Raw genomic sequence first — 20,596 nt, 5'->3', positions numbered from 1 at the left:
CTGACCGCACCAGGAAGGATCTTGACCAGCAATGGCCGACGAAAACACTCCCAGCACGCCTGAAGAAGGCGGCGAGATCACTCTGCGCGTCGAGCCCGTCGGGCTCGAGACCGAGATGCAGCGCTCGTATCTCGACTACGCGATGTCCGTCATCGTGTCGCGTGCGCTGCCCGACGTACGGGACGGTCTCAAGCCCGTCCACCGCCGGGTGCTGTACGCCATGTACGACGGCGGGTACCGGCCCGAGAAGGGCTTCTACAAGTGCGCCCGTGTCGTCGGTGACGTCATGGGTACCTACCACCCGCACGGCGACTCCTCGATCTACGACGCGCTGGTCCGTCTCGCGCAGCCGTGGTCGATGCGGATGCCGCTGGTGGACTCCAACGGCAACTTCGGTTCCCCGGGCAACGACCCGGCCGCCGCCATGCGGTACACCGAGTGCAAGCTGAAGCCGCTGTCCATGGAGATGGTCCGGGACATCGACGAGGACACCGTCGACTTCACGGACAACTACGACGGCCGCAACCAGGAGCCGACGGTTCTGCCGGCCCGCTTCCCGAACCTGCTGATCAACGGCTCGGCGGGCATCGCGGTCGGGATGGCGACCAACATCCCGCCGCACAACCTCCGTGAGGTCGCGGCCGGCGCCCAGTGGTACCTGGAGAACCCCGAGGCCTCCCACGAGGAGCTGCTCGACGCCTTGATCGAGCGCATCAAGGGCCCGGATTTCCCGAGTGGTGCCCTGGTGGTGGGCCGCAAGGGCATCGAGGAGGCGTACCGCACCGGTCGTGGCTCCATCACGATGCGCGCGGTCGTCGACGTCGAGGAGATCCAGAACCGCCAGTGCCTGGTGGTCACCGAACTCCCCTACCAGGTCAACCCGGACAACCTCGCGCAGAAGATCGCCGACCTGGTGAAGGACGGCAAGATCGGCGGCATCGCGGACGTCCGCGACGAGACGTCGTCCCGTACGGGCCAGCGCCTGGTCATCGTCCTGAAGCGGGACGCGGTCGCCAAGGTCGTGCTGAACAACCTCTACAAGCACACCGACCTGCAGACGAACTTCGGCGCGAACATGCTGGCGCTGGTGGACGGCGTACCGAGGACCCTGTCCCTGGACGCGTTCATCCGGCACTGGGTGACGCACCAGATCGAGGTCATCGTCCGGCGTACGCGCTTCAGGCTGCGCAAGGCCGAGGAGCGCGCGCACATCCTGCGTGGCCTGCTGAAGGCCCTGGACGCCATCGACGAGGTCATCGCGCTGATCCGGCGCAGTGACACGGTCGAGATCGCGCGCGAGGGCCTGATGGGCCTCCTGGAGATCGACGAGATCCAGGCCAACGCCATTCTCGAGATGCAGCTGCGCCGCCTGGCGGCTCTGGAGCGCCAGAAGATCGTCGCCGAGCACGACGAGCTCCAGGCGAAGATCCGCGAGTACAACGCGATCCTCGCCTCGCCTGTCCGTCAGCGCGGCATCATCAGCGAGGAACTCGCCGCGATCGTCGAGAAGTTCGGCGACGACCGCCGCTCCAAGCTGGTCCCGTTCGACGGCGACATGTCCATCGAGGACCTGATCGCCGAAGAGGACATCGTCGTCACGATCTCGCGCGGTGGCTACGTCAAGCGCACCAAGACCGAGGACTACCGCTCGCAGAAGCGGGGCGGCAAGGGCGTACGCGGCACGAAGCTCAAGGAAGACGACATCGTCGACCACTTCTTCGTGTCGACCACGCACCACTGGCTGCTGTTCTTCACCAACAAGGGCCGTGTCTACCGCGCGAAGGCGTACGAGCTGCCCGACGCCGGACGTGACGCGCGTGGACAGCACGTCGCCAACCTGCTGGCCTTCCAGCCGGACGAGGCGATCGCGGAGATCCTCGCGATCCGCGACTACGAGGCGGCGCCCTACCTGGTGCTGGCCACCAAGGGCGGTCTGGTGAAGAAGACGCCTCTGAAGGATTACGATTCCCCGCGTTCGGGCGGTGTCATCGCGATCAACCTCCGTGAGACGGAGGACGGTTCCGATGACGAGCTGATCGGAGCCGAACTCGTTTCGTCCGAGGATGATCTGCTGCTGATCAGCAGGAAGGCGCAGTCGATCAGGTTCACGGCGACGGACGACGCACTGCGTCCGATGGGCCGGGCCACCTCGGGTGTCAAGGGCATGAGCTTCCGTGAGGGAGACCAGCTGCTCTCGATGAATGTTGTTCGACCCGGTACGTTCGTGTTCACTGCTACCGACGGCGGGTACGCGAAGCGGACCGCTGTCGACGAGTACCGCGTCCAGGGGCGCGGCGGCCTGGGTATCAAGGCTGCCAAGATCGTCGAGGACCGCGGTTCTCTCGTCGGTGCGCTGGTGGTCGAGGAGACCGACGAGATCCTCGCCATCACGCTCTCCGGCGGTGTTATTCGAACACGGGTGAATGAGGTCAGGGAGACGGGCCGTGACACCATGGGTGTCCAACTGATCAACCTGGGCAAGCGCGATGCCGTTGTCGGTATCGCACGTAACGCCGAGGCGGGACGTGAGGCCGAGGAGGTCGACGGCGAGGACGCCGTGGACGACTCGGCCGAGGGTGCCGCGACCATCGGCACGGACGAGGGCGATCAGTCCTCGCCGGAGTAGCGCGAGGAGTGAGTCATTGTGAGCGGAGCCACGGGCGCCGGTTCGTCCGGCAGTTCGTCCGGTCCCCAGACCGGTACGGGCAATGACGGCGGCGGTCGTGGCTCCGCCGCGCGTGCGACCGATGCGCAGGGTGCGAGGGACTCGCAGAGTGCGACAGATCCGCACACGACCAACCTGCAGGCCATCAAGCCGCGTACGACCGGCAAGCGCTCGCCCGACACACATGGATCCCAGGGGGGAACTGTGACGGACGCCAGAGGTCCGCAGACCCAGCAGTACGGGGCGGGTGCGGGCCCGGCCGCTCAAGGAGCGCCCGGTGCCATGCCGGTGGGGGAGGCCGCCGCGCAGCGCGCCGCGGCGCCGCCGCAGCAGGGGTCGCCGTTGCCCGGCGAGCGGCAGCCGCAGCAGTCCGCGGGGCCCTATCACCCGCCGCAGGCCTACCCGTCGGCCGCTCCGGCGGGTCCTCCTGCCGCCCCGGTTCAGGTGCGGTCCGGCGGTCCGGCGGGGGCCGTACGGCGCCCGCGTACGGGGGCGAGCACTCTGCCTCGTACGCGCAAGGCGCGTCTGCGCGTGTCCAAGGCCGACCCGTGGTCGGTGATGAAGGTCAGCTTCCTGCTGTCGATCGCGCTGGGCATCTGCACGATCGTGGCGGCGGTGGTCCTGTGGATGGTCATGGACGCGATGGGCGTCTTCTCGACGGTCGGCGGCACGATCTCGGAGGCCACGGGTTCGAACGAGTCGAACGGCTTCGATCTCCAGTCCTTCCTGTCGCTCCCCCACGTCCTGATGTTCACGTCGGTCATCGCGGTCATCGACGTCGTCCTCGCGACGGCGCTGGCGACGCTCGGCGCGTTCATCTACAACCTCTCCGCCGGCTTCGTCGGCGGCATCGAGCTGACGCTTGCCGAGGACGAGTGACCGGGTGAAGCGCAGGTGAAGTGCCGGTGAGGCGCGGTCCCAAACGTCGCCCGGCTATCGATTTTGGGACTGGCCGCGTCGTGCGCTAATCTTCAGAGGTCAGCGCGCGGGACATACCCCGCAGAGCGCGGCGGGGCTATAGCTCAGTTGGTTAGAGCGCATCCCTGATAAGGATGAGGCCACAGGTTCAAATCCTGTTAGCCCCACAGTGAAAAGACCCCCAGCCAGTGATGGTTGGGGGTCTTTCGTCTGTCCCGGTGTTTCTCCGTGTGGCTTTGTACGCAAGTTCGCCGCTACAGGGGGAGGGGGATCACAGGGGGTCGTGCGAGGGGGTCAGGAAAGCGGCTGTGCCGCCGTCTCCGCGTCCGTGTCGGTCTCCGGGTCGGCTTCCGACTCCGCGTCCGTGTCCGCGGGTGAGCGGTGGCGGCAGCTCGGTGAGGAGCCATGGGCCTCGGCTCCGATGCGCTGCTTCATCGTGGGGGGCAGGGACCGGGCGAAGGACCAGGCCAAGGCGGCTGTCGCTGGGAGTGCTGCGGATGCGGTGCAGTTGCGCACCGGGCGGCTCTCGGCTACCGCCGCAGTGGTGGTCGTCGTGATCAGGCCGAGCGTCGTGCACAGCGCCAGGAAGGCGGTGACGATGGCGGTCCACAGCTTCATGACCTTGTTCTGGGCCATGGCCCCTCACTTTCGGGTTGGGCGATTTGCGTACTTTCCTCATGATGTGTATGGCGGCCGGGAAGTGGTGGACCTACGCCCATGGCGCGTCGATCTTCTGATGAACACCACTCGAATGGCCGCAATGAGGCCGAAAAGCGGGAAAATAGTGGAGGAAGGGGAGGAGTGTAGCGAAAAATCACCGTACGTGGAGATGTGATCACCCTCCGATCGGAGCGGTGTCGTCCGCTTCTACTGCGGTGTTCCGGGCGGGAGTTGGTGACCGGTGTAGGTCACCGATCGGTCTCGGCCGGAGGGTATAGTCGGGCCTCAGAGGTCCCCTACGTCAAGGAAAGACGAGGTCGCACGGTGAAGAAGCTTCTCCTGGTCGCACTGGCCGCCATCGGCGGGCTCCTCGTGTACCGCCAGATCCAGGCGGATCGCGCCGAGCAGGATCTGTGGACGGAGGCGACCGACTCCGTGCCCACGGGTTCGTGAGTATCGACACCAGTCTGTGAACAGACCCCGGCCGCCGACGCGGTCGGGGTTTTGTGTTGTCCGGGACGGTGCGGCGGGATGGTCTCGCGGGACGGTGGGTAGTTCGCCGTCGTGAAGGAAAGCCTTGCTCGGGCAAATCGAGGTGCCTCAAGGACAGCTGTTTCGGACCGTCGTGCGAATTGCGCGGTGGCGGGGCGGTCGGCGGGGCAGGATGAGCGGCGGTCCGGGCAGAGATCGTGCCCGGACGTCACAGGGCCGGTGGACGGTTCGGGCGGCGAACAGACGAAGGGTGGCGCGTGATGGGGCGGCGCACGGTGCGGGGCGCGGTCGTGGCGGCGGTGCTGTGCGCGGTGGTGGGCGCGGGTGCGGGCCCAGGGGCCGGCTCCGAGGCGGTCGCCGCGCCGGATCCGTACACGTACGACTTCGCCGAGGGTGCCCGGGCCGTCGAGGGGGCCGCGACCACCACGGACGCCGTGGGGCTGGAGCCCGGCGGGACCTACCGGAGCACCCTCCCGGTCAACGGACGGCTCTACTTCCGCCTGGCACTCGACGCCACGTCGAACGCGTACGTCTCCGCCACCGCCGTCCCCCGGCAGGGCGCGACGGTGGCCTCCTCCGACGGCGTCAAGGTGTCCGTGCAGGACGCCGACGCCCGTTCCTGCTCCTACGACAGCACACGCTTCGGGCCCTCCCGCAGCCCGCATCCCGTCGCTGCCTTGGCGTCGCGCGTGACCGACGGCGAGACGACGGCGTGCCGACAAGCCGGTACGTACTACGTCGTCGTGGACCGCGTCGACGTGGCGGGCTCGTCGTCGGACGACTGGGACCTGGAGCTGACGTATGTGTCGGAGCCGGGCCTCGTGAACAAAGGCGCGACGGTCGCGCCCGAGTCCCCCGAGTCCTGGGACTCCGCCTCGCCCGACCCTCTCACCGGCGACGCCGTCCGCCGTGAGGGCGGCGCCGGCTTCGCCACGGCCGCCCCGGTGGGGAACGGCGTCTGGGGGGACGACATCACGCCCGGTCAGACGCTGTTCTACCGGGTCCCCGTCGACTGGGGGCAGCAGCTTTACGCGGTTGCCGAACTGGGCAGTTCCAGCGGCGGTTCCAGTGGTGGCGGACGGTCCGTCAGCTCGGCGCTCGTCATGTCGCTCTACAACCCCGCGCGCGGGTACGTCGACGACGAGGGCCTCTTCTACGACGGCCGCCAGACCTCGGCCGCCCTCGATCCGCTGCCCCCGGTCGCGTACGCCAACCGCTACGGCTCCGGCGACCGCGTGAGCGGGATGCGGTTCGCCGGCTCGTACTACCTCGTCGTCCATCTCGGCGAGCAGATGACGGAACGGTTCGGCGCGGGGCCGTACGGGCTGACGCTGCGGGTGCAGGTGACCGGTACGGCGCAGGACGCGCCCGGGTACCTGGGGCGGTCCGTGCCCCGGGACACGTTCACGGTCACGGATCAGGACCGGGAGGCTGCCGCCGGGTGGACGGGCGTTGCGGGAGCGGACGGGAGCGTCGCTGCGGCGAGCGGCAAGAGCGGTGGGAGCGGGGGCGGCGACGCCGCGATGCGGGTGGTCGCGGTGAGCGGGATCGGGACGGGAAGCGTGTTGGTGCTGGGGCTCGGGCTGTGGACGGTGGTCGCCCGGCGCCGGGCGGGCCGCGCGTAGTTCAGATGCGGAACAGGGCCCAGAAACCTACGGCGTAGCAGGCCAGGGCAAGGAACAGGACCGGTATCGCCACCTTCGCGGGCGGCCCGGGGCGACGCTGGCGGCGTCGGGCACGGTGCTGCGGAACTGCTTGTGGGGAGAGCGGAACCTGCGGCGACCGCGCGGTGTACGAAGAAGTAGAGACGTACGCGTCCTGGCGCACTGTCGGAGTGGGAGTCGCGGTCGGGGTCTGCGTCTGCGTAGCGGTCCGGGGCGGGTGCGGCCGGAGGGAAAGCACCGGCGTGGGCTCGAAAGGCTGGGCTTCGAAGGACGGCACTTCGAAGGGCGGGGGTACGTGGACCGCGGCCGGCGCCGGGAGCGGGACAGCTGTGGGGGGAGTGGAGGGCTGCTCCGGCTGGTGCTGTGGTGGCGCGGAGGGGGCGGTGAGCCGGGGAGGGGGCAGATGGAAGCTGCCCGTGTCCGACATGCTGGACGGCTGGGGCGGGACCACTGCCGGGGGATGAGTGGGGCGCGGTGGTGCGGCGTCCGGCCGAGGCGGGATGCCGTTGTGCCGAGCCGGGTGTGCCGGGTGTGCCGGGTGAGTCGACTGAGCTGGTCGAGCCCGCTGAATCTGCCCGGGAGCGCTGATGGCGTCCGGCATGGAGGGTATGGCGCCCGTGCCCGGTCCGGAGGGTGGGGAAACGTTTCCCGGGGTCGGCACGGGATCCGGTATCGGAGTGGGCATCGGACCAGGGAACGGACCCTGCATCGGGCTGAGCGCCGGTCCCGTGTGCGTGCCGCCGGTCGCCGGGCCGGTGGGCGTGCCGTCCGAGTTCGGTTCGCCGTACGGATCGTATCGGCGGGCTGCTCCCGGGCCGGTGCGTGTGCCGGTGTGGATGCCCCCCGGCTCGCCGTGCCCGGCGCCTGCGGCCTGCCCGCCCTCTGTGCCGGCGCCCGTAGCCGCGCCGGTGCGCGCGCCGCTCGTGGTCACGTCGGGGGACCGTTTGAGGGGGCCGGTCGGGGCGAAGCCTCTTGGGAGGGGGCCGAGTTGGTCGAAGATCTCGATCAGCTCGTCGTCGGGTCCGGGCTCGGGCAGGAGTTCGGCGGCCTGGGCGAGGGCCTTGCGCGCGCCCGTGGCGGTGCGGAACCGCGCCTGTGGGTCCGGTTGCAGCAGCGTGGCCACGACCTGCCAGAGCGGCTCGGGTATGCCCTGTGGGGCACTGGGCGTGCCGTGTTCCGCGAAGTACTCGATGAGGGCCTTGGAGTCCGGTTTGGCGCCCTCCAGGAGATAGAGGGCGACCAGGCCCACGGCGAACAGGTCGGAGGGGAAGTCGGGATCCGCGCCCAGCATTTGCTCGGGGGCGAAGTAACCGGGTGTACCCACCACGTAGTCGGTTTCTGTCAGCCGTGGCTCGCCCAGCCGCATCGCGATGCCGAAGTCGGACAGCCGTAGTCGCGGGCGGCCCGTACCGGTCGCTTCGAGCAGCACGTTGGCGGGCTTGATGTCGCGGTGGACGACGCCTTCCGCGTGTACGGCGGCGAGGCCCGAGAGGAGCTGGTCGAGGAGGGTGCAGACGAACGCGGGCGGCAGGGGGCCGTAGTCGGCGATCAGATGGACGAGGGAGCCCCCGGCGACCAGGTCCATGGTGAACAGGACCTTGTCGTCGTCGGCGGCCCAGCTGGCCGGGGCGAGGACATGCGGGTGGTCGATCCGCAGTGCCTGTTCGCGGACGAAGCGCAGCAGTGAGTGGGCGTCGCTCTGCTGGAGGACCTTGGCCGCCACGTAACGGCGGCGTCGGTGGTCCCAGGCGCGCCAGACGGCGCCGACTCCCCCGCGCCCGATCGGGTCGGCCAGTTCGTACCGGCCGGCGAAGACCTCACCCATGGCTCTGCGTCGATCCCCCTTCGGATCCCCGCTCGGTCGGTTCCGGACCGGCGGGTGATACGGCTCCTCCTACCCCGCTCGGGAGCCCGCTGTCACCCCGCTCACCCAGAACCTGTCTCCGTACCTGTTTCCCTGCTTGCTTCCTTACGTGTTTTCCGTCCCCCGCTTCACGCCGTGGCCCGCGTCCTTCGGGTTGCCCGAGCCTGTCGTGCTGTGTGTCTGTCCCTGCCCTGTCCCTGACCCTGCTGTGCCCTGAGCTGTAGCCCGGCCGCCGAACCCCCGGTCGGCGGCCGGGCCGGCGGCTCAGTTCTGGTGGGACTGGTAGTGCGTCACGGCGTCGGACGTGCGGCCCGCGCCGTACACCCGGAGGAACTCTGCCAGTTCCGGGTGGGTCGGGGCGAGAGTGTCAGCCGCCTCGATGATGTCTCCAGCGGCGGCCACCGAGCGCAGCAGCGACTGGATCTCGCGGACCACCCGCTTGACCGTGGGCGCCCCCGAACTCGTCGTCGACTGCGTGGTGTTGCTGAGCACCGATCCCCCCTGCGACTTCTTGATCTCGTCCATCCGCTCGGTCGCCTCGGCGGCGCTGACGCTGCCGTCCGCGACCTGACCGGCCAGATCCTGCAGCAACTGCACGCGCTGCACCACTGCCGGATTGCCGATCTTGGCCCGCTGGCCGCTCATCAGCTGTGACAGCATCGGCGCGGACAGCCCCAGTACCCCCGCGAGACGAGCCTGGTTGAGTCCAAGATCGTCGATGAGCTTACGGAAGAGCGCCCCCAAAGGCTCCCCGTACCAGTTCCGCTGAAGCTCCCGCGCTCTTGCGGTGGCTTCCTGCTGTGCGGCATCCATTGCGTCTCCCCATCGCTTCCCCAAATACCGCGGTTCGCTGTAGCGAACCACGACCAGCATCTTACGGAGAGTGGTCGTCCACGGGGACCCCAATCCTTTTGCGAGATACCGGGGATGACCCGGTACTCTGGTCTGCAGCGCCCACCAGTACCTGGTTGTTCTGGGCGGACGCCTTCGTTCGGGGCCTTAGCTCAGTTGGTAGAGCGCTGTCTTTGCATGGCAGATGTCAGGGGTTCGACTCCCCTAGGCTCCACTCCCGAAATGCCCTCTGAACTGCGGAAACGCAGTCCAGAGGGCATTTTTTTCGCCTGTCGGTCCGATGGGCGGTCAAACGGCCGGGGTGACGCCCGCGGGTGTTGCGTGGAGCGGGCCTGCCTCTGCGGCGGCACCGATGGGGGCCAATGGGGGGGGCCGATGAGGGATCGGTCGTGCGGGCGGCGCTGTTCGATCCGCAGGGCGGCGGACCCTTTCTGCGTCTACACGCCGGCCGTGTGAGTCGAAGACGTGCTGCGCCGTTGGATCGCGTCGGCCACGCGTTCGTGGAAGATCACACGGTCTGCCTCGGGCATGGAGTAGATTCCGGGGACTGTGTTGATCTCGTTGAGTACGAGACCGCGCTCGGAGCCGAACCAGTCGATGGCGGCGAGATCCCAGGTGAATCCCGCCAGCAGCTTCTCGCAGGAACTCATCAGCTCGCGGGCCTCGGGCAGGTCGGTGTCCAGGCATGACACCGTCACGTCACTGCCCTGGCCGACCCGGGGGGTCGCCACCCCGATGAACTTCGAGTGATCGCGTCGGCGGTCGTAGATTCCCAGCAACTCGCCGCCCGCGTAGAAGCATCTGACCTCGCGACCGCCCGATTCGATGAACTCCTGGACGAGGCAGGACATTCCGGAGGCCGAGTAGAGCTGGAGTGTCGAGACCAGCAGATCCCTGTCCGTCACCTTGATGACGCCGAACCCTTTCATCGTGCCCCGGGGTTTGACCACCAGCGGGTACGACAGCTCGCCTTCGACCGTCGAGACGACGTCCGGAACGTTTCTGCCGGTCGGCTTGGCCAGGAGGGTCTTCGGGGTGGGGATTCCGAGGCTGCGTGCCCGTTCCAGCGCGAAGTGCTTGTCACCACAGGTCCAGGTGAACTCGAAGCTGTTGAGGACGGGATAGCCCGCTTCTTCCAAGGCGCGGGACAGAGACAGCAGATGGGTGTCCAGCGGGTCGCCGCTCAGCCCGAAGTGGATCAGGAACGCCTCGGCGCGCTCGCGCAGTGCCGTCCCTCCGTAGCTGAACTCTCCGTGGCCGAGGCGCCCTGAGGGCGGGGCCCAGATCACGTCTTTGGCGACCAGGTGCTCATAGGTGTACGGGCCTTCGTCGATGACTCCGGCATCCGTGTCGGCATGTTTGGCAAGCGAGACGATTCCGAGGTGGGGCTTCTTCGGCAACATGGCACGGGACTCTTTCGGGCTCTGGATCGGGGTGGGGGGAGGAGAGGAGGGAGGAGAAGGCGCTGTTCGGCCAGAGCGGGGGTTCCTATCGAGGGCCGCTGTTCGTGGCCTCTTCCTCGGTGAGGGGTTCCTCCGCGCGTGCGGAGGCCGGTGGCGTGGCCGGGGAGAAGCGTGGCCGGCCGGCCAGCAGAGCGGCCGCGACCGTCAGCACAGCCGCCGCGGCGGCCATGACGACCAGGGTGTTCCCCGCCCCGGCCACCGCGGCCGCCGGGCCGATCGCCGCCAGACCGAGAGGGCGCAGGCCGAACGACACGAACCCGTCGAAGGAGATGACGCGGGACAGCCGGTCAAGGGGCACGTTCGCCTGCACCGCGGTCTCCCAGAGGGTGTCGCCGACGCTCAGGGTCATGCCGTACAGGACCAGTAGTGCCACCAGTGACCAGAGCGGGATGCCGGCCGCCATCGCGAGGAGGGCCGGAACGGTCCCGAGGACGACTGTGTACGCGGTGCGCAGGGGGTTCGCCGGCCGCCAGCGCATGGCTGCCATGCCGCCCAGGAGGTGTCCGACCGACATGCATGACAGCAGGACCGCCCAGCCGCTGTCGCCGCCGTAGTGGTCCAGCGCGGTCATCGGCCCGAGGACGGCGACGGCGCCGACCACCAGCACCTGGAAACCGGCCGCGTGCACCAGTCCCAGCAGCAGCCAGCGGGAGTTGACGACTTCACGGAATCCCGTGGCCAGTTCCTTGCGCCAGGAGCTTCTTTCCCTCCTGTCTGCCGATTTCTTCTCGGATTTCCTGCCGGACGTGCTTTCGGTGACCGCAGGGAGGTCGGGAATTCTTCCCAGGAGCAGGGCTCCGATGAGGAACGAACCGGCGTCCAGAGCGAGCGCGAAGGCCGGGCTGGTGAAGGCGAGCAGAACGCCCGCGAGCAGGGGGCCGAGAATGGCCGCAGTGCTGAAGGCGGTTGAGATCAAAGCGTTCGCGCGCTGCAGATATTCCTTGTGCAGCGCGCGCGGCAGGATGCTCCTGGATGCCGGGAAAACAAAAGCCGAAGCGGCGCCCTGTATCGCCTGCAGGGCCGCCAGCAGCAATATGGGCGCGTGTCCGCTGAAAAGAATCGCCGCGGTCAGGCCCTGCACCGCCGTACGTACCGCGTTCGCCAGGAAGAGGATGCGCTGGGGGGAGAACCTGTCTCCGACGATCCCGGCGGGCAGCATCAGGAGTGCGTACGGCAGCGCTCTGGCCGCCAGAACCAGTCCGATGGCGGTGGCGCTGTCGTTCCTGGCCAGGATCGCGAACGGCAGCGCCGCCTGGGTGAGCGCGTCACCTGTGGCGGACACCCCGGTCGCGGTGAAGACGCGGCGGAAGGCGCGGTCCTTGAATATGTGCGTGCCGGTCGCCTGGTTCATCGGCCGGTGACCGCCGGATCTGCTTCGGATTCGCCTCGCGTTGCCTTCTCTGTTTCGCCTTCTGTTTCTACACGGAACCTCTTGGCCACGTCATGGCACAGCTGGTCGTACGCGTCCTGCGTCTCGGCGCCGAGGACGACGAAGAAATACCATTCGGACGGGTGACTCAGGCGGGCTTTGCCGCCCACCTTCCTGAGGTGTTGCCAGTCCAGTACGCCAGGAAATTCGGCCAGTTCGGTGTCCGCGGGAATGCTGGTGATGACTCCAGGGCGTTCCGGCCCCAGATGGACGGCGCCCACGTACGGATATTCGGGGGTGGGGTCCGGGCAGAATCCGGTCAGTTCCGCCTCGGCGATCGACTGCCATACCGAGCGCCCGAAGTGAGCGCTCAGCATGCGCGGCACCCAGGCTCCCCCGATGCGCGTTCCGATCTCGGAGAAGAAGATGTCTCCGTCGGACCTGACGAAAGCCTCCAAGTGGGTTGCGCCGTCCTGGATTCCGAGCCCTTGATTGACCCGGTCGTGCAGTGCTCGCAGGCGGCGGTAGAGGCCGGGGTGGTCCGCCTCGGGCAGGATGTGGGAACCGTCGAGCGGGCGTGCCGCGGCGCCCTGTGCCATCAGCGTGATTCTGTTCGCGTAGTACTGGTGCACGACGAAGGTCAGAGCCTTGCCGCCGGACCAGATGGCGTCGACACACAGTTCCGTGCCTTCGACGAACTCCTCCACGATGAGTTGCTTGCTGCGCAGCAACGGCTCGAAGGTGAGTTGTTCGACGACGCTGGGCAGGTCGTCCGGGAGGTCGACGCGGACCGTGCTCATCGTCCCGAAGCCGGAGGCGGGTTTCACCACCACGGGGAAGGAGAGCCGCGCCGCCGCGGCCGCGACCGCCCGCGTGTCACTCGCGTCGGACAGGGATTCGAAGCGGGCCACCGGCGTGCCCGCCAGCGCCACCCGCTGCTTCATCAGCCGCTTGTCCCGGAAAGCGACATGACGCATCGGGTCCTCGTCGTTGCCGAGCAGCAGGTCGAGGTAGCCGGCGCCGTACTGGCTGAACTCGGCGTGACTGATGACCTTGACGTTCTCGACGCCGCGGAGCCGAAGATCCACGGCGACGGCCGCCAGCTCCTCGATCGAGTCGAAGTGGCTCACCCGGTAGACGTGGCGCATCCGCGCCAGCACCTCCGGGTCCGGCCGCAGCTGCTGCGCGTCGAAATCATCGAGGATGATGTACAGCTCGGGGGTCAGATCCAGCAGGGCCGTAGCCAGTTGGGGCTGCCATTTGCACAGGACCACAGCGTCCGGGTGCGATACCGCGTTCGTATTCACCGGGTCGGACACTGAGTTGGACATCGGGTCGGACATTGTTTTTCGACTCCCCATTTTCACGCCGTTCTTCTACGGGAATTCAGGACGGGCCGGCGACAGCGCGCCGCGGACCGGTGTGAGCGACGGACCGGCCCGCGGCTCCGTACAGGGCGTCGAACATGACCGATTCCTGCGCCGGGCCGAAGACCTCCCGCAGCCGGCCGTTCTCGTACACGCCGATGTGGGGCAGTGGGAAGGCCCACAGCTCCGCGTACACGCTGGTGTAGGCGCCGCAGTTGAGTACCGCCAGCCCGTCCTGCTCGACGGTGACGGGGAGGTCCGCCGACCGGCACAGGTGGGAGGGCGCGCAGGTCGCGTCACCGACGTGCGCCCGCTCCCACGCTGTATCGGGGGACAGCCGGAGCGGCAGCGGATGGTAGGCGAGGTCGGGCAACGGGATGAGGATGTTGGAGGAGAGATCGGAGATCAGCCAGGTCTCCTGGGAGTTCACCTTCTTCCCGATCACGTTGCTGAAGCCGATGGCCGCGTCCCCGACGGTGTACCGGCCGGGCTCCAGCACCAGAGAGGGCGGCGTCGCAAGGATGGCCAGCGCGTCCCGGGCTGCGTCGGCGAAGTCGTGAGCGGTGCTGCCCGCACGTTCCAGCAGGAAGCGCGACTCCAGCCCGCCGCCGAGGTTCAGGACCGGGAACGGCCGGTTCGGCGGGGCACTGTGCACCGCGAGTTCGGCCAGGCCCCGGACCATGCGGTAAAACATCCCGGCGTCGGTGCAGTGCCTCAACTGGTGCGCGTGCAGGGCCGTCACCGAACACGAGGGCGAGGACAGGGCCCGCTCGATGAGTTCGGCGGCACCGTCGAGGTCCGCGCCGAGCTTCGAGCCTGCCGAGAAGAACGCGCCCGGTTCGTCGAGGGTGTTCACCCGCAGGGCGATGTTCGCCACCCGGCCCTGGGACCGTGCCTCGTGCTCGACGCGCTCCAGTTCCTCGACGCTGTCCACACCGATCAGGCCTGCGCCCGCGGCGACCAGTTCGCGCCGGTGACCGACCGTACGGGCCGGGCTGTTGGCCACTACCTGCTCCGGAGCGAAGCCGAACCGGCGGGCCAGGCGCCACTCCAGGCTGCTCATGACCTCGACGCCGTGTCCGTCAGCCCGGAGAGCGGTGGCGATGGCGGGGACGTAACAGCTCTTGAGCGGAAAGTGCAGGGAGACGTCGAAGTGGCGTGCGAAGGCGTCCCGCAACGAGCGGGCGTTGTCGCGTGCGCGGCCGGGCAGGTAGACCAGCCACGGGTCCTCGGAGTCCCAGAGCTGGTGGAACGGGGTGCCCTCGACCGTCAGGACCCCGTCTTGGTGTTCGAGCCAGGGGATGAGGCCACCGATATCCTCCAGTTCGCCCCGGCGCAGGCCGAACAGGTTCTCCTGAGATGGTGTCGGGTCAGTGGGCACAGGTGTTCTTTCTCGTCATGGGGCGCAGGGCGGGCGGGCGGCGGGACGGTCGTCAGCCGAGGATGCGCGGATCGAGCCGGGCACCGGCCCAGGCGCCCGGCAGGCCGGCCAGGACGGTGCCCGGGGGAGGGCTTTCGCCGTCCCTGACGGGTTCGGTGTCGGTGAGCGCATCGCCGAGTCGGTTGCTGAGCAGGTCTTCCTGGGTGGCCCGCAGCCGACGGTCGGCCAGTGCGACCACGTCGGGGAGCGACCGGTCGCAGGGGTGCTCGATCCGGTAGTCCTCCAGGAGCAGCCGGTAGCTGTCCCGTGAAGGGTTGTGGAGGACGGGGGCCAGGCCGTCGATCGTGGGCGGCTGGACCGGCCGTCCGGAACGGTCGCCCACGGTGACGTGGCTCGTGCGCAGACCCGCGGTCCGGGAGAGCGACCGCTCCCGGAGACCGACGTCGTCCGCTCCGGCCGCGCGCAGGTCGATGGCCACCTGGGTGGGAGTGACCCCGCTGCCGAACACGGCCGCACGGGTGTTCTGGAGCTGCGCGGCGAAGGCCAGCACCCTGCTGGTGATGCCGATCTCGAACACGCTGACGTCCGGGCGGCCCAGGTACGTGTCGAAGTCCGGACCGAGCTCGTACGCCAGCATCCACGGCTCCAGCAGACCCTGCGGCGAGGGCAGTACGGCTGCCACGGCACGCCGCGCGTAGTGGGCCGGGGCCCGGCGTTCCACCAGGAGGCCGGGGACGCCCACCGCCTGGGCCACCTCCGCCACGAGATCCAGGATTCCGCGCCAGGCTTCGGTCCGGCCGGCGGTGTGGGCGGCGATGTGGACGCCCAGGGACGGCGCGATGAACTCGTCCCGGATCAGTGCGCTTACGTCGGCCACCGGACGGTAGACGCCGTCGCTGGAGGCCACGGCCCGGGGCAGCGGCTGCTCGCCGGTCCCGCCGATCCGCTCCCGCAGCCAGTCGAGGTGCGCCAGGTTGGTGTCGAACCACAGGTACTCCTGCGGAGCCAGCTCGTAGCAGTCGAACGCGGCCGACATCTGCTTGGCGAACCGCCAGGTCGCGTCGGACCGGCAGAGCGGCGGATGGGCCACCAGTTCCAGGTCCCAGCGGCGGCCGGCCCCGGCCGTCATGGCGGCGATGACCCGGTCTGCGAGGTCCAGCCCGGCGCCGGTCAGATTGGTGACACCACGGGCCAGCCGGAACCGGCTCATCATTCCGGCGGCGACCAGACGCCGCTGGTAGGGCAGGAACCCCTTGCCCACGTCAGTCAGCATGACGGGGCCTCCAGGCGGCCAGCCGGAACCGGATCAACTTGGTGTCGATCTGCTCGACCCGATGTTCGAGACGCGCGAAGTACCGCTCCAGTACGCCGGTTGTGGGCTCCGCCGCGAACGTACGGGTGCGTGCCCATGCCTCGGCCAGCAGTACGTCGGAAACCAGGTCGTCGCCGTCCAGCGCGTGGGCGAGGGAGTAGAAGTGCTGGTCCACCCCGGCCCGGCGCAGCCGCACGCGGCCCACGAGCTCGAAGTCCAGGTCCAGTGTGCGCAGCGTGAAGGTCCGCGATCCCATGGCCGAGGTGGCCCGGCGTTCGGTGCTGAAGGCGACTCCGGGTGGCACCGAAGCACCTCGGTAGTCGGCTTCGGGACCACTCACCGGGAGGGCGAATGCCGCGGGCATGCGCTCCCAGCCGATCCCGCGCATGCTGTCGAACAGGTCGCGCCGCCAGGTGAGTTCGATCTGGGAGACCGGCAGCAGGTGGGCATTCCGGTTCACGGGAGCATCCCCCTCGTCTCCTCTTTCTCTCTGTTGTCTCTGTCGTTCCGTAGGTGTGTTCCTGCGTGACCCGCGACATGAAGGCGCAGTGGATCGGTGTTCACGTCCACCTCGGCACCCAGCGGCAGGGACAGCCGGGGCTCCGTGTGGCCGAAGTCGACGTCGGCGACCACGGGCATGGAGGTGCCGTCGAGCAGGTGCAGCAGCGCGTCGTCGAAGTCGGCGTAGCCGCCGGGCGCCGCCGAGGCTCGGCCGCGCCGCCCCAGGACGAGGCCGGCCAGCCGTTGAAGACGCCCTGAGTTGTGCCACTGCGCGAGCAGCGAGAGAAAGCGGTCCGGAGCCATACCGAAGTCCTCGAGGAAGAGGACTTTGCCGTCGGTCGGCGGCATGTGGGGCGTACCGAACAGGCTGGTGACGGCCGGAAGGCACCCGGCAAGCAGGCGGCCCCGGGCGTGACCGTGCTGTATCACCCGCCAGGGGGACGCGGGGGACGTCCGAAGAGCGCGTTCGTCCTCGCGGTCCCACCAGGGGTTGTCCTCGGTCGAGTGGGTGGGGGGCCGCAGCACACCGCCCGTACCCGCCAGCGCGTTCCGCAGACCGTCGAGGGTGTAGGGGAACGGGCCGGTGAAATGACCGAACTCCGATACGAGCATGGGCCCGTGGACCGCCGGTATGCCCTGGGCCGCGAAGGCCCACAACAGCACCGAGACGTCGCTGTAGCCGATCAGCGGCACCTGGGCGGCGCGCAGCAGGCCGAAGTCGAGGTACGGCAGCACCAGGCCCGCCGTCCAGCCCCCGGCAGAGGCGAGGACGGCGTCCACACCGGTCTCGACGAGCGCGTGCAGTTCGGCGGCGAGTTCGCGGGGATGTGCGGCACTCGCCCGGCTCACCCCCGCGAAGCTCTCCGCGGCGCGATGGTCCCAGCCGGCGTGCCGGAGCGCGGCCAGGGCGCGTGCGGTGCGGCGCGGGAACAACGCCGGGGCCGGCGAGGACGGCGTCCACAGGCCCAGGGTCCGTACGGGCCCACGTGTGAGGGGCCGTACGGACGACTTCTGTACCTGGGGTTCCGGCGTCGTCATGTCGGCACCGGCACCGGCACCGGCACCGGTCGAGGGCGTGGGGCGAACATCTCGCGGCACGTGTCCAGGCCCTCGATGCCGATTCCCCCGTCGCGCGGAGCGGTCAGCCAGGTGTCGGCGGCCAGCCGGTGGCGCAGCCAGCGGACGGGGCTGCCCCGGCGCAGCCGCAGTTCGAAACCGTCGTCCTGGTAGCCGTGGTACCGGTTCACGGCGATGGAGGCGGGGTTGTCCTCGAAGACCTGGCTGGTCGCCCAGCGTGCGCCGAGGCCGGCGAACGCGAAGTGGAGCACGGCGGCCCGCATCTCCTTGCCGAACCCCTGCCCCTGGAACTCGCGGCCCAGCCAGGAGCCGGTGGAGAACTCGCCGAGAGCGCCGAAGTCCGTGGCCCACAGGCCCTTCATACCGATGGGCCGGCCCTGGTGGTACACCGCGAACTCCAGGTGCCAGGCCTCCTTCGACCACGACGCCCGCGTGCTCCACAGGAACTGGAAGGCGTTGCGGCGCAGAAGGTGAGGCGGGGCGTCCGTCCAGTCCACGGCGAAGGGCGTGGTGCCCGGATCGTGGATTCCGTCGACGGCGACGTCGCAGACCGCCTCGTAGTCGGTGTCCGTGGGCACCCTCAGCTCCAGCCTCGGGGTGCGGACCACCAGACCGAACAGCGGCCAGTGGCCATGCTGCTGTCCGGCCTGCGTGGCAGACGGTTGCGCGGTCATCGGGACAGGGCCGTGCCCGGGACCGGCGCGGAGGCGTGCAGGATGGGGAACGTGGTCGGCGCGCTCTTGCGGTAGAGAAGGATCGCGTAGCGGGCGTATCCGAGGTTCTCGTTGAACAGGGTGTAGAAGTAGTGCAGCCGGCGGCCGGCGGCCTCCTTCAGCTCCTGGCCCATGTCGTCGTTGCAGGGCTGGGCGAGGACCGCGGCGACGTAGGCGTCGATCTGCTCCGGGCTCAGGTCGAGGTACTCGTACTCCTCCGAGAAGAACAGTTCGGAACCGGGGCGGCCGAACATGTCCTCCCAGTCGGCGCGGCTGAAGCGCGGAAGCGGGGCTCCGATCGCCTGTTCGACCTCGGCCAGCAGTCGGGCCGGGGGACGGCGGTGGTAGAAGATCGGCACCGCGGCGAGCACGCCGAAGCGCTTGAGGACGCGATGGTATTCGTCGATGGCACGCCCGCGATCAGGGATGAACGACGTCACGTTGCTGGCGAAGAGCAGGTCGAAGTGCTCGTCGGGGAAGGCGATGCGCGTGCCGTCCCCAACGTCGAAGTGGGCGTTGTCGAGGCCGAGAGCGGCTGCCTTGTTCCGGGAGAACCGGACCGACGACTCCTCGATGTCGATGCCGTGGACGTCGCACTTGGTGGCACTGGCCATCTCCAGCACGGAGAAGCCGGTGTTGCTGCCGACCTCCAGGATCCGGTCGCCGACGCCGAGACCGGGGACGCGGTGCAGTACGGACCGGATCGTGGCGGCACCGCCGGAGCACATGTTCGGCTCGTTCACGAGGCCGACGGTCTGCGAGAAGTTGAGGTGCTGGACCTCGTCCGGGGAAAGGGTACGGACGGGCGCGGCGGTGGTCATGGGAACTCCTGTGGAGAAATGCCGGAAGCATCACAAAAAGGACGCGAAAGAGATGCGAAAGGGACGCGAAGAGGCGCTGAAGGGGTGCTGAAGGGGCGCTGAAGGGGCGCGAAACCGAACGGGAAAGGGCGGTCAGGGAACGATGTTGTGGCCGTTGCGGCGCGGCAGCAGCTGGAAGTCGCGGATGTCGTCGTGGTCGAGCACCCACATCAGGAAGCGCTCGATGCCGAGCCCGAATCCCGAGGTGCGCAACGGCGCGAAGTCCCGCATCTCCAGGTACCAGCCGTACGCCTCGGCATCGACCTGGTGGAGATCGAGCGCACGGCGTACGTCCTCGGCCGTCACATGGCGTTCTCCCGCGCCCACGACTTCGCCCATCCCGAACAGCAGATCGGCGTTGAGGGCGGTACGGCCTTCGGGGTCGCCGAACGCCTGGTAGAAGGGGACGGCGAGGTGGTCCCAGTGCGTCACCCAGAGGAATTCGCCGAGCTTGTCCATGAGCAGCCGCTCCCCCTCCCTGGTGAGGGTGCGCCAACCGCCCTGGTCCTCGATGCCGGCCCCGCCGAGGAGTTCGGCCGCCTCGTCGAAGGTGATCCGCCTGAACTGCTGCCCGGAGGCGAGCCGTTCGAGCCGGGTCAGGTCTCCGCCGCAGCCCTCGACGACGCTCGCGTCGCGCTCCAGCAGACCGGCGGCCAACTGGCGCAGGTAGTCCTCGACCGTCGCCATCATCTCGTCGAGGCCGCCGACGATCTCGGCCTCGCTGTGGAAGAACTGGCACAGGTGGGTGGCGTCGGCGTCCTCGCCCCGGAAGGACGGCATGACGTAGTAGGCGTCGGTTCCGGTCAGCCGGCAGCCGAATTCGAGCATGAACTGCATCGAGTCCGCGAGGTAGGTGGGTGCGCCCATCAGGTCGACGCTGACCGGGAGCGAGTCGCTGCCCCGTCCCATGGGGCTGGAAATGGAACCGGTGGTGACGGGCAGGTGCAGGGTCTGACCGCCGCGGGCCCGCCAGTAGTCGAGGGTGAGTTCGCTGATGCTGTTCTGCAGCCGGGCGACCGCCCGGTACCAGGGGTTGCGCAGCACTTCGAGGTGGTAGTTGCTGGTGTTCTTCCAGACCTGGGAAGGAAGAGTGGACATGGTGAGATCTCCCAGTTGATGTTCATAGTGGGATCGGTCCGGGCGCGGCATCGCGACGGATGTCCGGTGGGAAGCGCGGAAAGCGGTGAACGGCCGGCGGCGTGCCGTCGGGCGGAGTCAGTCCCAGCCCCAGCTGTCCGGTGCCGTTGTGGTTGTCGTCGCCTCCGTCACCGTGCCGGTGCCTGTGGCCTCCGGGATCACCTCCGCGGTGCCGAACACCGCGACGAGAACGGTGCAGGGAATGATGAAAAGGAGAAAAGTGCGGCGCATCGGATCCTGCCTCAATTGAACTGAAGGCCTCAATGACCTCGATGGCCTTGACGGCGTGGACGAAATTCTG

Annotated in this window: 18 protein-coding genes and 2 tRNA genes; 6 read left to right on the top strand and 14 right to left on the bottom strand. The window is 68.7% G+C overall.

What is annotated here, in order from left to right; translation table 11 throughout:
- The first annotated feature begins 31 nt into the window (after window positions 1–31).
- The 3 genes from gyrA (at window position 32) to OG734_RS22925 (ending at window position 3,750) form a co-directional block, all read left to right on the top strand.
- Window positions 32–2,626: a DNA gyrase subunit A gene (gene gyrA / locus OG734_RS22935; protein WP_330289393.1), complete on the top strand. Its 2,595-nt coding sequence runs from the start codon at window positions 32–34 to the stop codon at window positions 2,624–2,626.
- Between the two features lie 18 nt (window positions 2,627–2,644).
- Window positions 2,645–3,544: a DUF3566 domain-containing protein gene (locus OG734_RS22930; protein WP_330289392.1), complete on the top strand. Its 900-nt coding sequence runs from the start codon at window positions 2,645–2,647 to the stop codon at window positions 3,542–3,544.
- A 132-nt stretch (window positions 3,545–3,676) separates the two neighbouring features.
- Window positions 3,677–3,750: transfer RNA gene (locus OG734_RS22925), tRNA-Ile, on the top strand.
- Window positions 3,751–3,877: 127 nt separating this feature from the next.
- Here the strand turns inward: OG734_RS22925 and OG734_RS22920 are convergent.
- Complete coding sequence (locus OG734_RS22920; protein ID WP_330289391.1) at window positions 3,878–4,219, bottom strand: DUF6344 domain-containing protein; 342 nt, start codon at window positions 4,217–4,219, stop codon at window positions 3,878–3,880.
- Between the two features lie 348 nt (window positions 4,220–4,567).
- On the opposite strand from OG734_RS22920, the gene OG734_RS22915 reads away from it, so the two are divergent.
- Both OG734_RS22915 and OG734_RS22910 read left to right on the top strand, forming a co-directional pair.
- Entirely contained in the window at window positions 4,568–4,696 is a 129-nt protein-coding gene (locus OG734_RS22915; RefSeq protein ID WP_003999697.1) for a DLW-39 family protein, read from the top strand.
- 299 nt (window positions 4,697–4,995) lie between these two features.
- The gene (locus OG734_RS22910) at window positions 4,996–6,360 is read left to right on the top strand and encodes a hypothetical protein (protein ID WP_330289390.1); all 1,365 of its coding nucleotides are present in this window, start codon (window positions 4,996–4,998) and stop codon (window positions 6,358–6,360) included.
- 1 nt (window position 6,361) lies between these two features.
- Here the strand turns inward: OG734_RS22910 and OG734_RS22905 are convergent, their stop codons facing one another.
- Complete coding sequence (locus tag OG734_RS22905) at window positions 6,362–8,224, bottom strand: serine/threonine-protein kinase (protein WP_330289389.1); 1,863 nt, start codon at window positions 8,222–8,224, stop codon at window positions 6,362–6,364.
- 303 nt (window positions 8,225–8,527) lie between these two features.
- Entirely contained in the window at window positions 8,528–9,076 is a 549-nt protein-coding gene (locus OG734_RS22900) for a helix-turn-helix domain-containing protein (protein WP_235476814.1), read from the bottom strand.
- Between the two features lie 180 nt (window positions 9,077–9,256).
- Between OG734_RS22900 and OG734_RS22895 the strand changes: the two genes are divergently transcribed.
- A tRNA-Ala gene (locus OG734_RS22895) sits at window positions 9,257–9,329 on the top strand.
- 223 nt (window positions 9,330–9,552) lie between these two features.
- Here the strand turns inward: OG734_RS22895 and OG734_RS22890 are convergent.
- From OG734_RS22890 to OG734_RS22840, 11 genes are all read right to left on the bottom strand, one after another.
- Window positions 9,553–10,518 (bottom strand): ATP-grasp domain-containing protein, encoded by a 966-nt coding sequence (locus tag OG734_RS22890; RefSeq protein WP_330289388.1) that lies wholly within the window; start codon window positions 10,516–10,518, stop codon window positions 9,553–9,555.
- A gap of 85 nt (window positions 10,519–10,603) precedes the next feature.
- Window positions 10,604–11,929: an MFS transporter gene (locus OG734_RS22885; protein ID WP_330289387.1), complete on the bottom strand. Its 1,326-nt coding sequence runs from the start codon at window positions 11,927–11,929 to the stop codon at window positions 10,604–10,606.
- On the bottom strand, window positions 11,926–13,278 hold the full coding sequence (locus tag OG734_RS22880) for an ATP-grasp domain-containing protein (protein WP_330289386.1): 1,353 nt from the start codon (window positions 13,276–13,278) through the stop codon (window positions 11,926–11,928). The genes OG734_RS22885 and OG734_RS22880 overlap by 4 nt, the downstream gene beginning before the upstream one ends.
- A 55-nt stretch (window positions 13,279–13,333) precedes the next feature.
- A complete protein-coding gene (locus OG734_RS22875) occupies window positions 13,334–14,695 on the bottom strand; it encodes a diaminopimelate decarboxylase family protein (RefSeq protein WP_330289385.1) in 1,362 nt (453 codons plus the stop codon).
- Window positions 14,696–14,747: 52 nt separating this feature from the next.
- Entirely contained in the window at window positions 14,748–15,968 is a 1,221-nt protein-coding gene (locus tag OG734_RS22870; protein ID WP_330289384.1) for a hypothetical protein, read from the bottom strand.
- Complete coding sequence (locus OG734_RS22865; RefSeq protein WP_330289383.1) at window positions 15,958–16,467, bottom strand: hypothetical protein; 510 nt, start codon at window positions 16,465–16,467, stop codon at window positions 15,958–15,960. The genes OG734_RS22870 and OG734_RS22865 overlap by 11 nt, the downstream gene beginning before the upstream one ends.
- The gene (locus tag OG734_RS22860) at window positions 16,464–17,546 is read right to left on the bottom strand and encodes a S66 peptidase family protein (protein WP_330289382.1); all 1,083 of its coding nucleotides are present in this window, start codon (window positions 17,544–17,546) and stop codon (window positions 16,464–16,466) included. The genes OG734_RS22865 and OG734_RS22860 overlap by 4 nt, the downstream gene beginning before the upstream one ends.
- Window positions 17,543–18,259 (bottom strand): GNAT family N-acetyltransferase, encoded by a 717-nt coding sequence (locus OG734_RS22855; protein WP_330289381.1) that lies wholly within the window; start codon window positions 18,257–18,259, stop codon window positions 17,543–17,545. Before OG734_RS22855 ends, OG734_RS22860 begins: the two co-directional genes overlap by 4 nt.
- Window positions 18,256–19,119 (bottom strand): class I SAM-dependent methyltransferase, encoded by an 864-nt coding sequence (locus OG734_RS22850; RefSeq protein ID WP_330289380.1) that lies wholly within the window; start codon window positions 19,117–19,119, stop codon window positions 18,256–18,258. Before OG734_RS22850 ends, OG734_RS22855 begins: the two co-directional genes overlap by 4 nt.
- A gap of 132 nt (window positions 19,120–19,251) precedes the next feature.
- On the bottom strand, window positions 19,252–20,256 hold the full coding sequence (locus tag OG734_RS22845; RefSeq protein WP_330289379.1) for an asparagine synthetase A: 1,005 nt from the start codon (window positions 20,254–20,256) through the stop codon (window positions 19,252–19,254).
- 117 nt (window positions 20,257–20,373) lie between these two features.
- A complete protein-coding gene (locus OG734_RS22840) occupies window positions 20,374–20,526 on the bottom strand; it encodes a hypothetical protein (protein WP_330289378.1) in 153 nt (50 codons plus the stop codon).
- Window positions 20,527–20,596 lie beyond the last annotated feature (70 nt).

This window comes from Streptomyces sp. NBC_00576 (genome assembly GCF_036345175.1).
Taxonomy (GTDB): Bacteria; Actinomycetota; Actinomycetes; order Streptomycetales; family Streptomycetaceae; genus Streptomyces.
The sequence above is the reverse complement of the archived record's forward strand: the minus strand, read 5'-3'. Positions and strand labels throughout refer to the sequence as shown.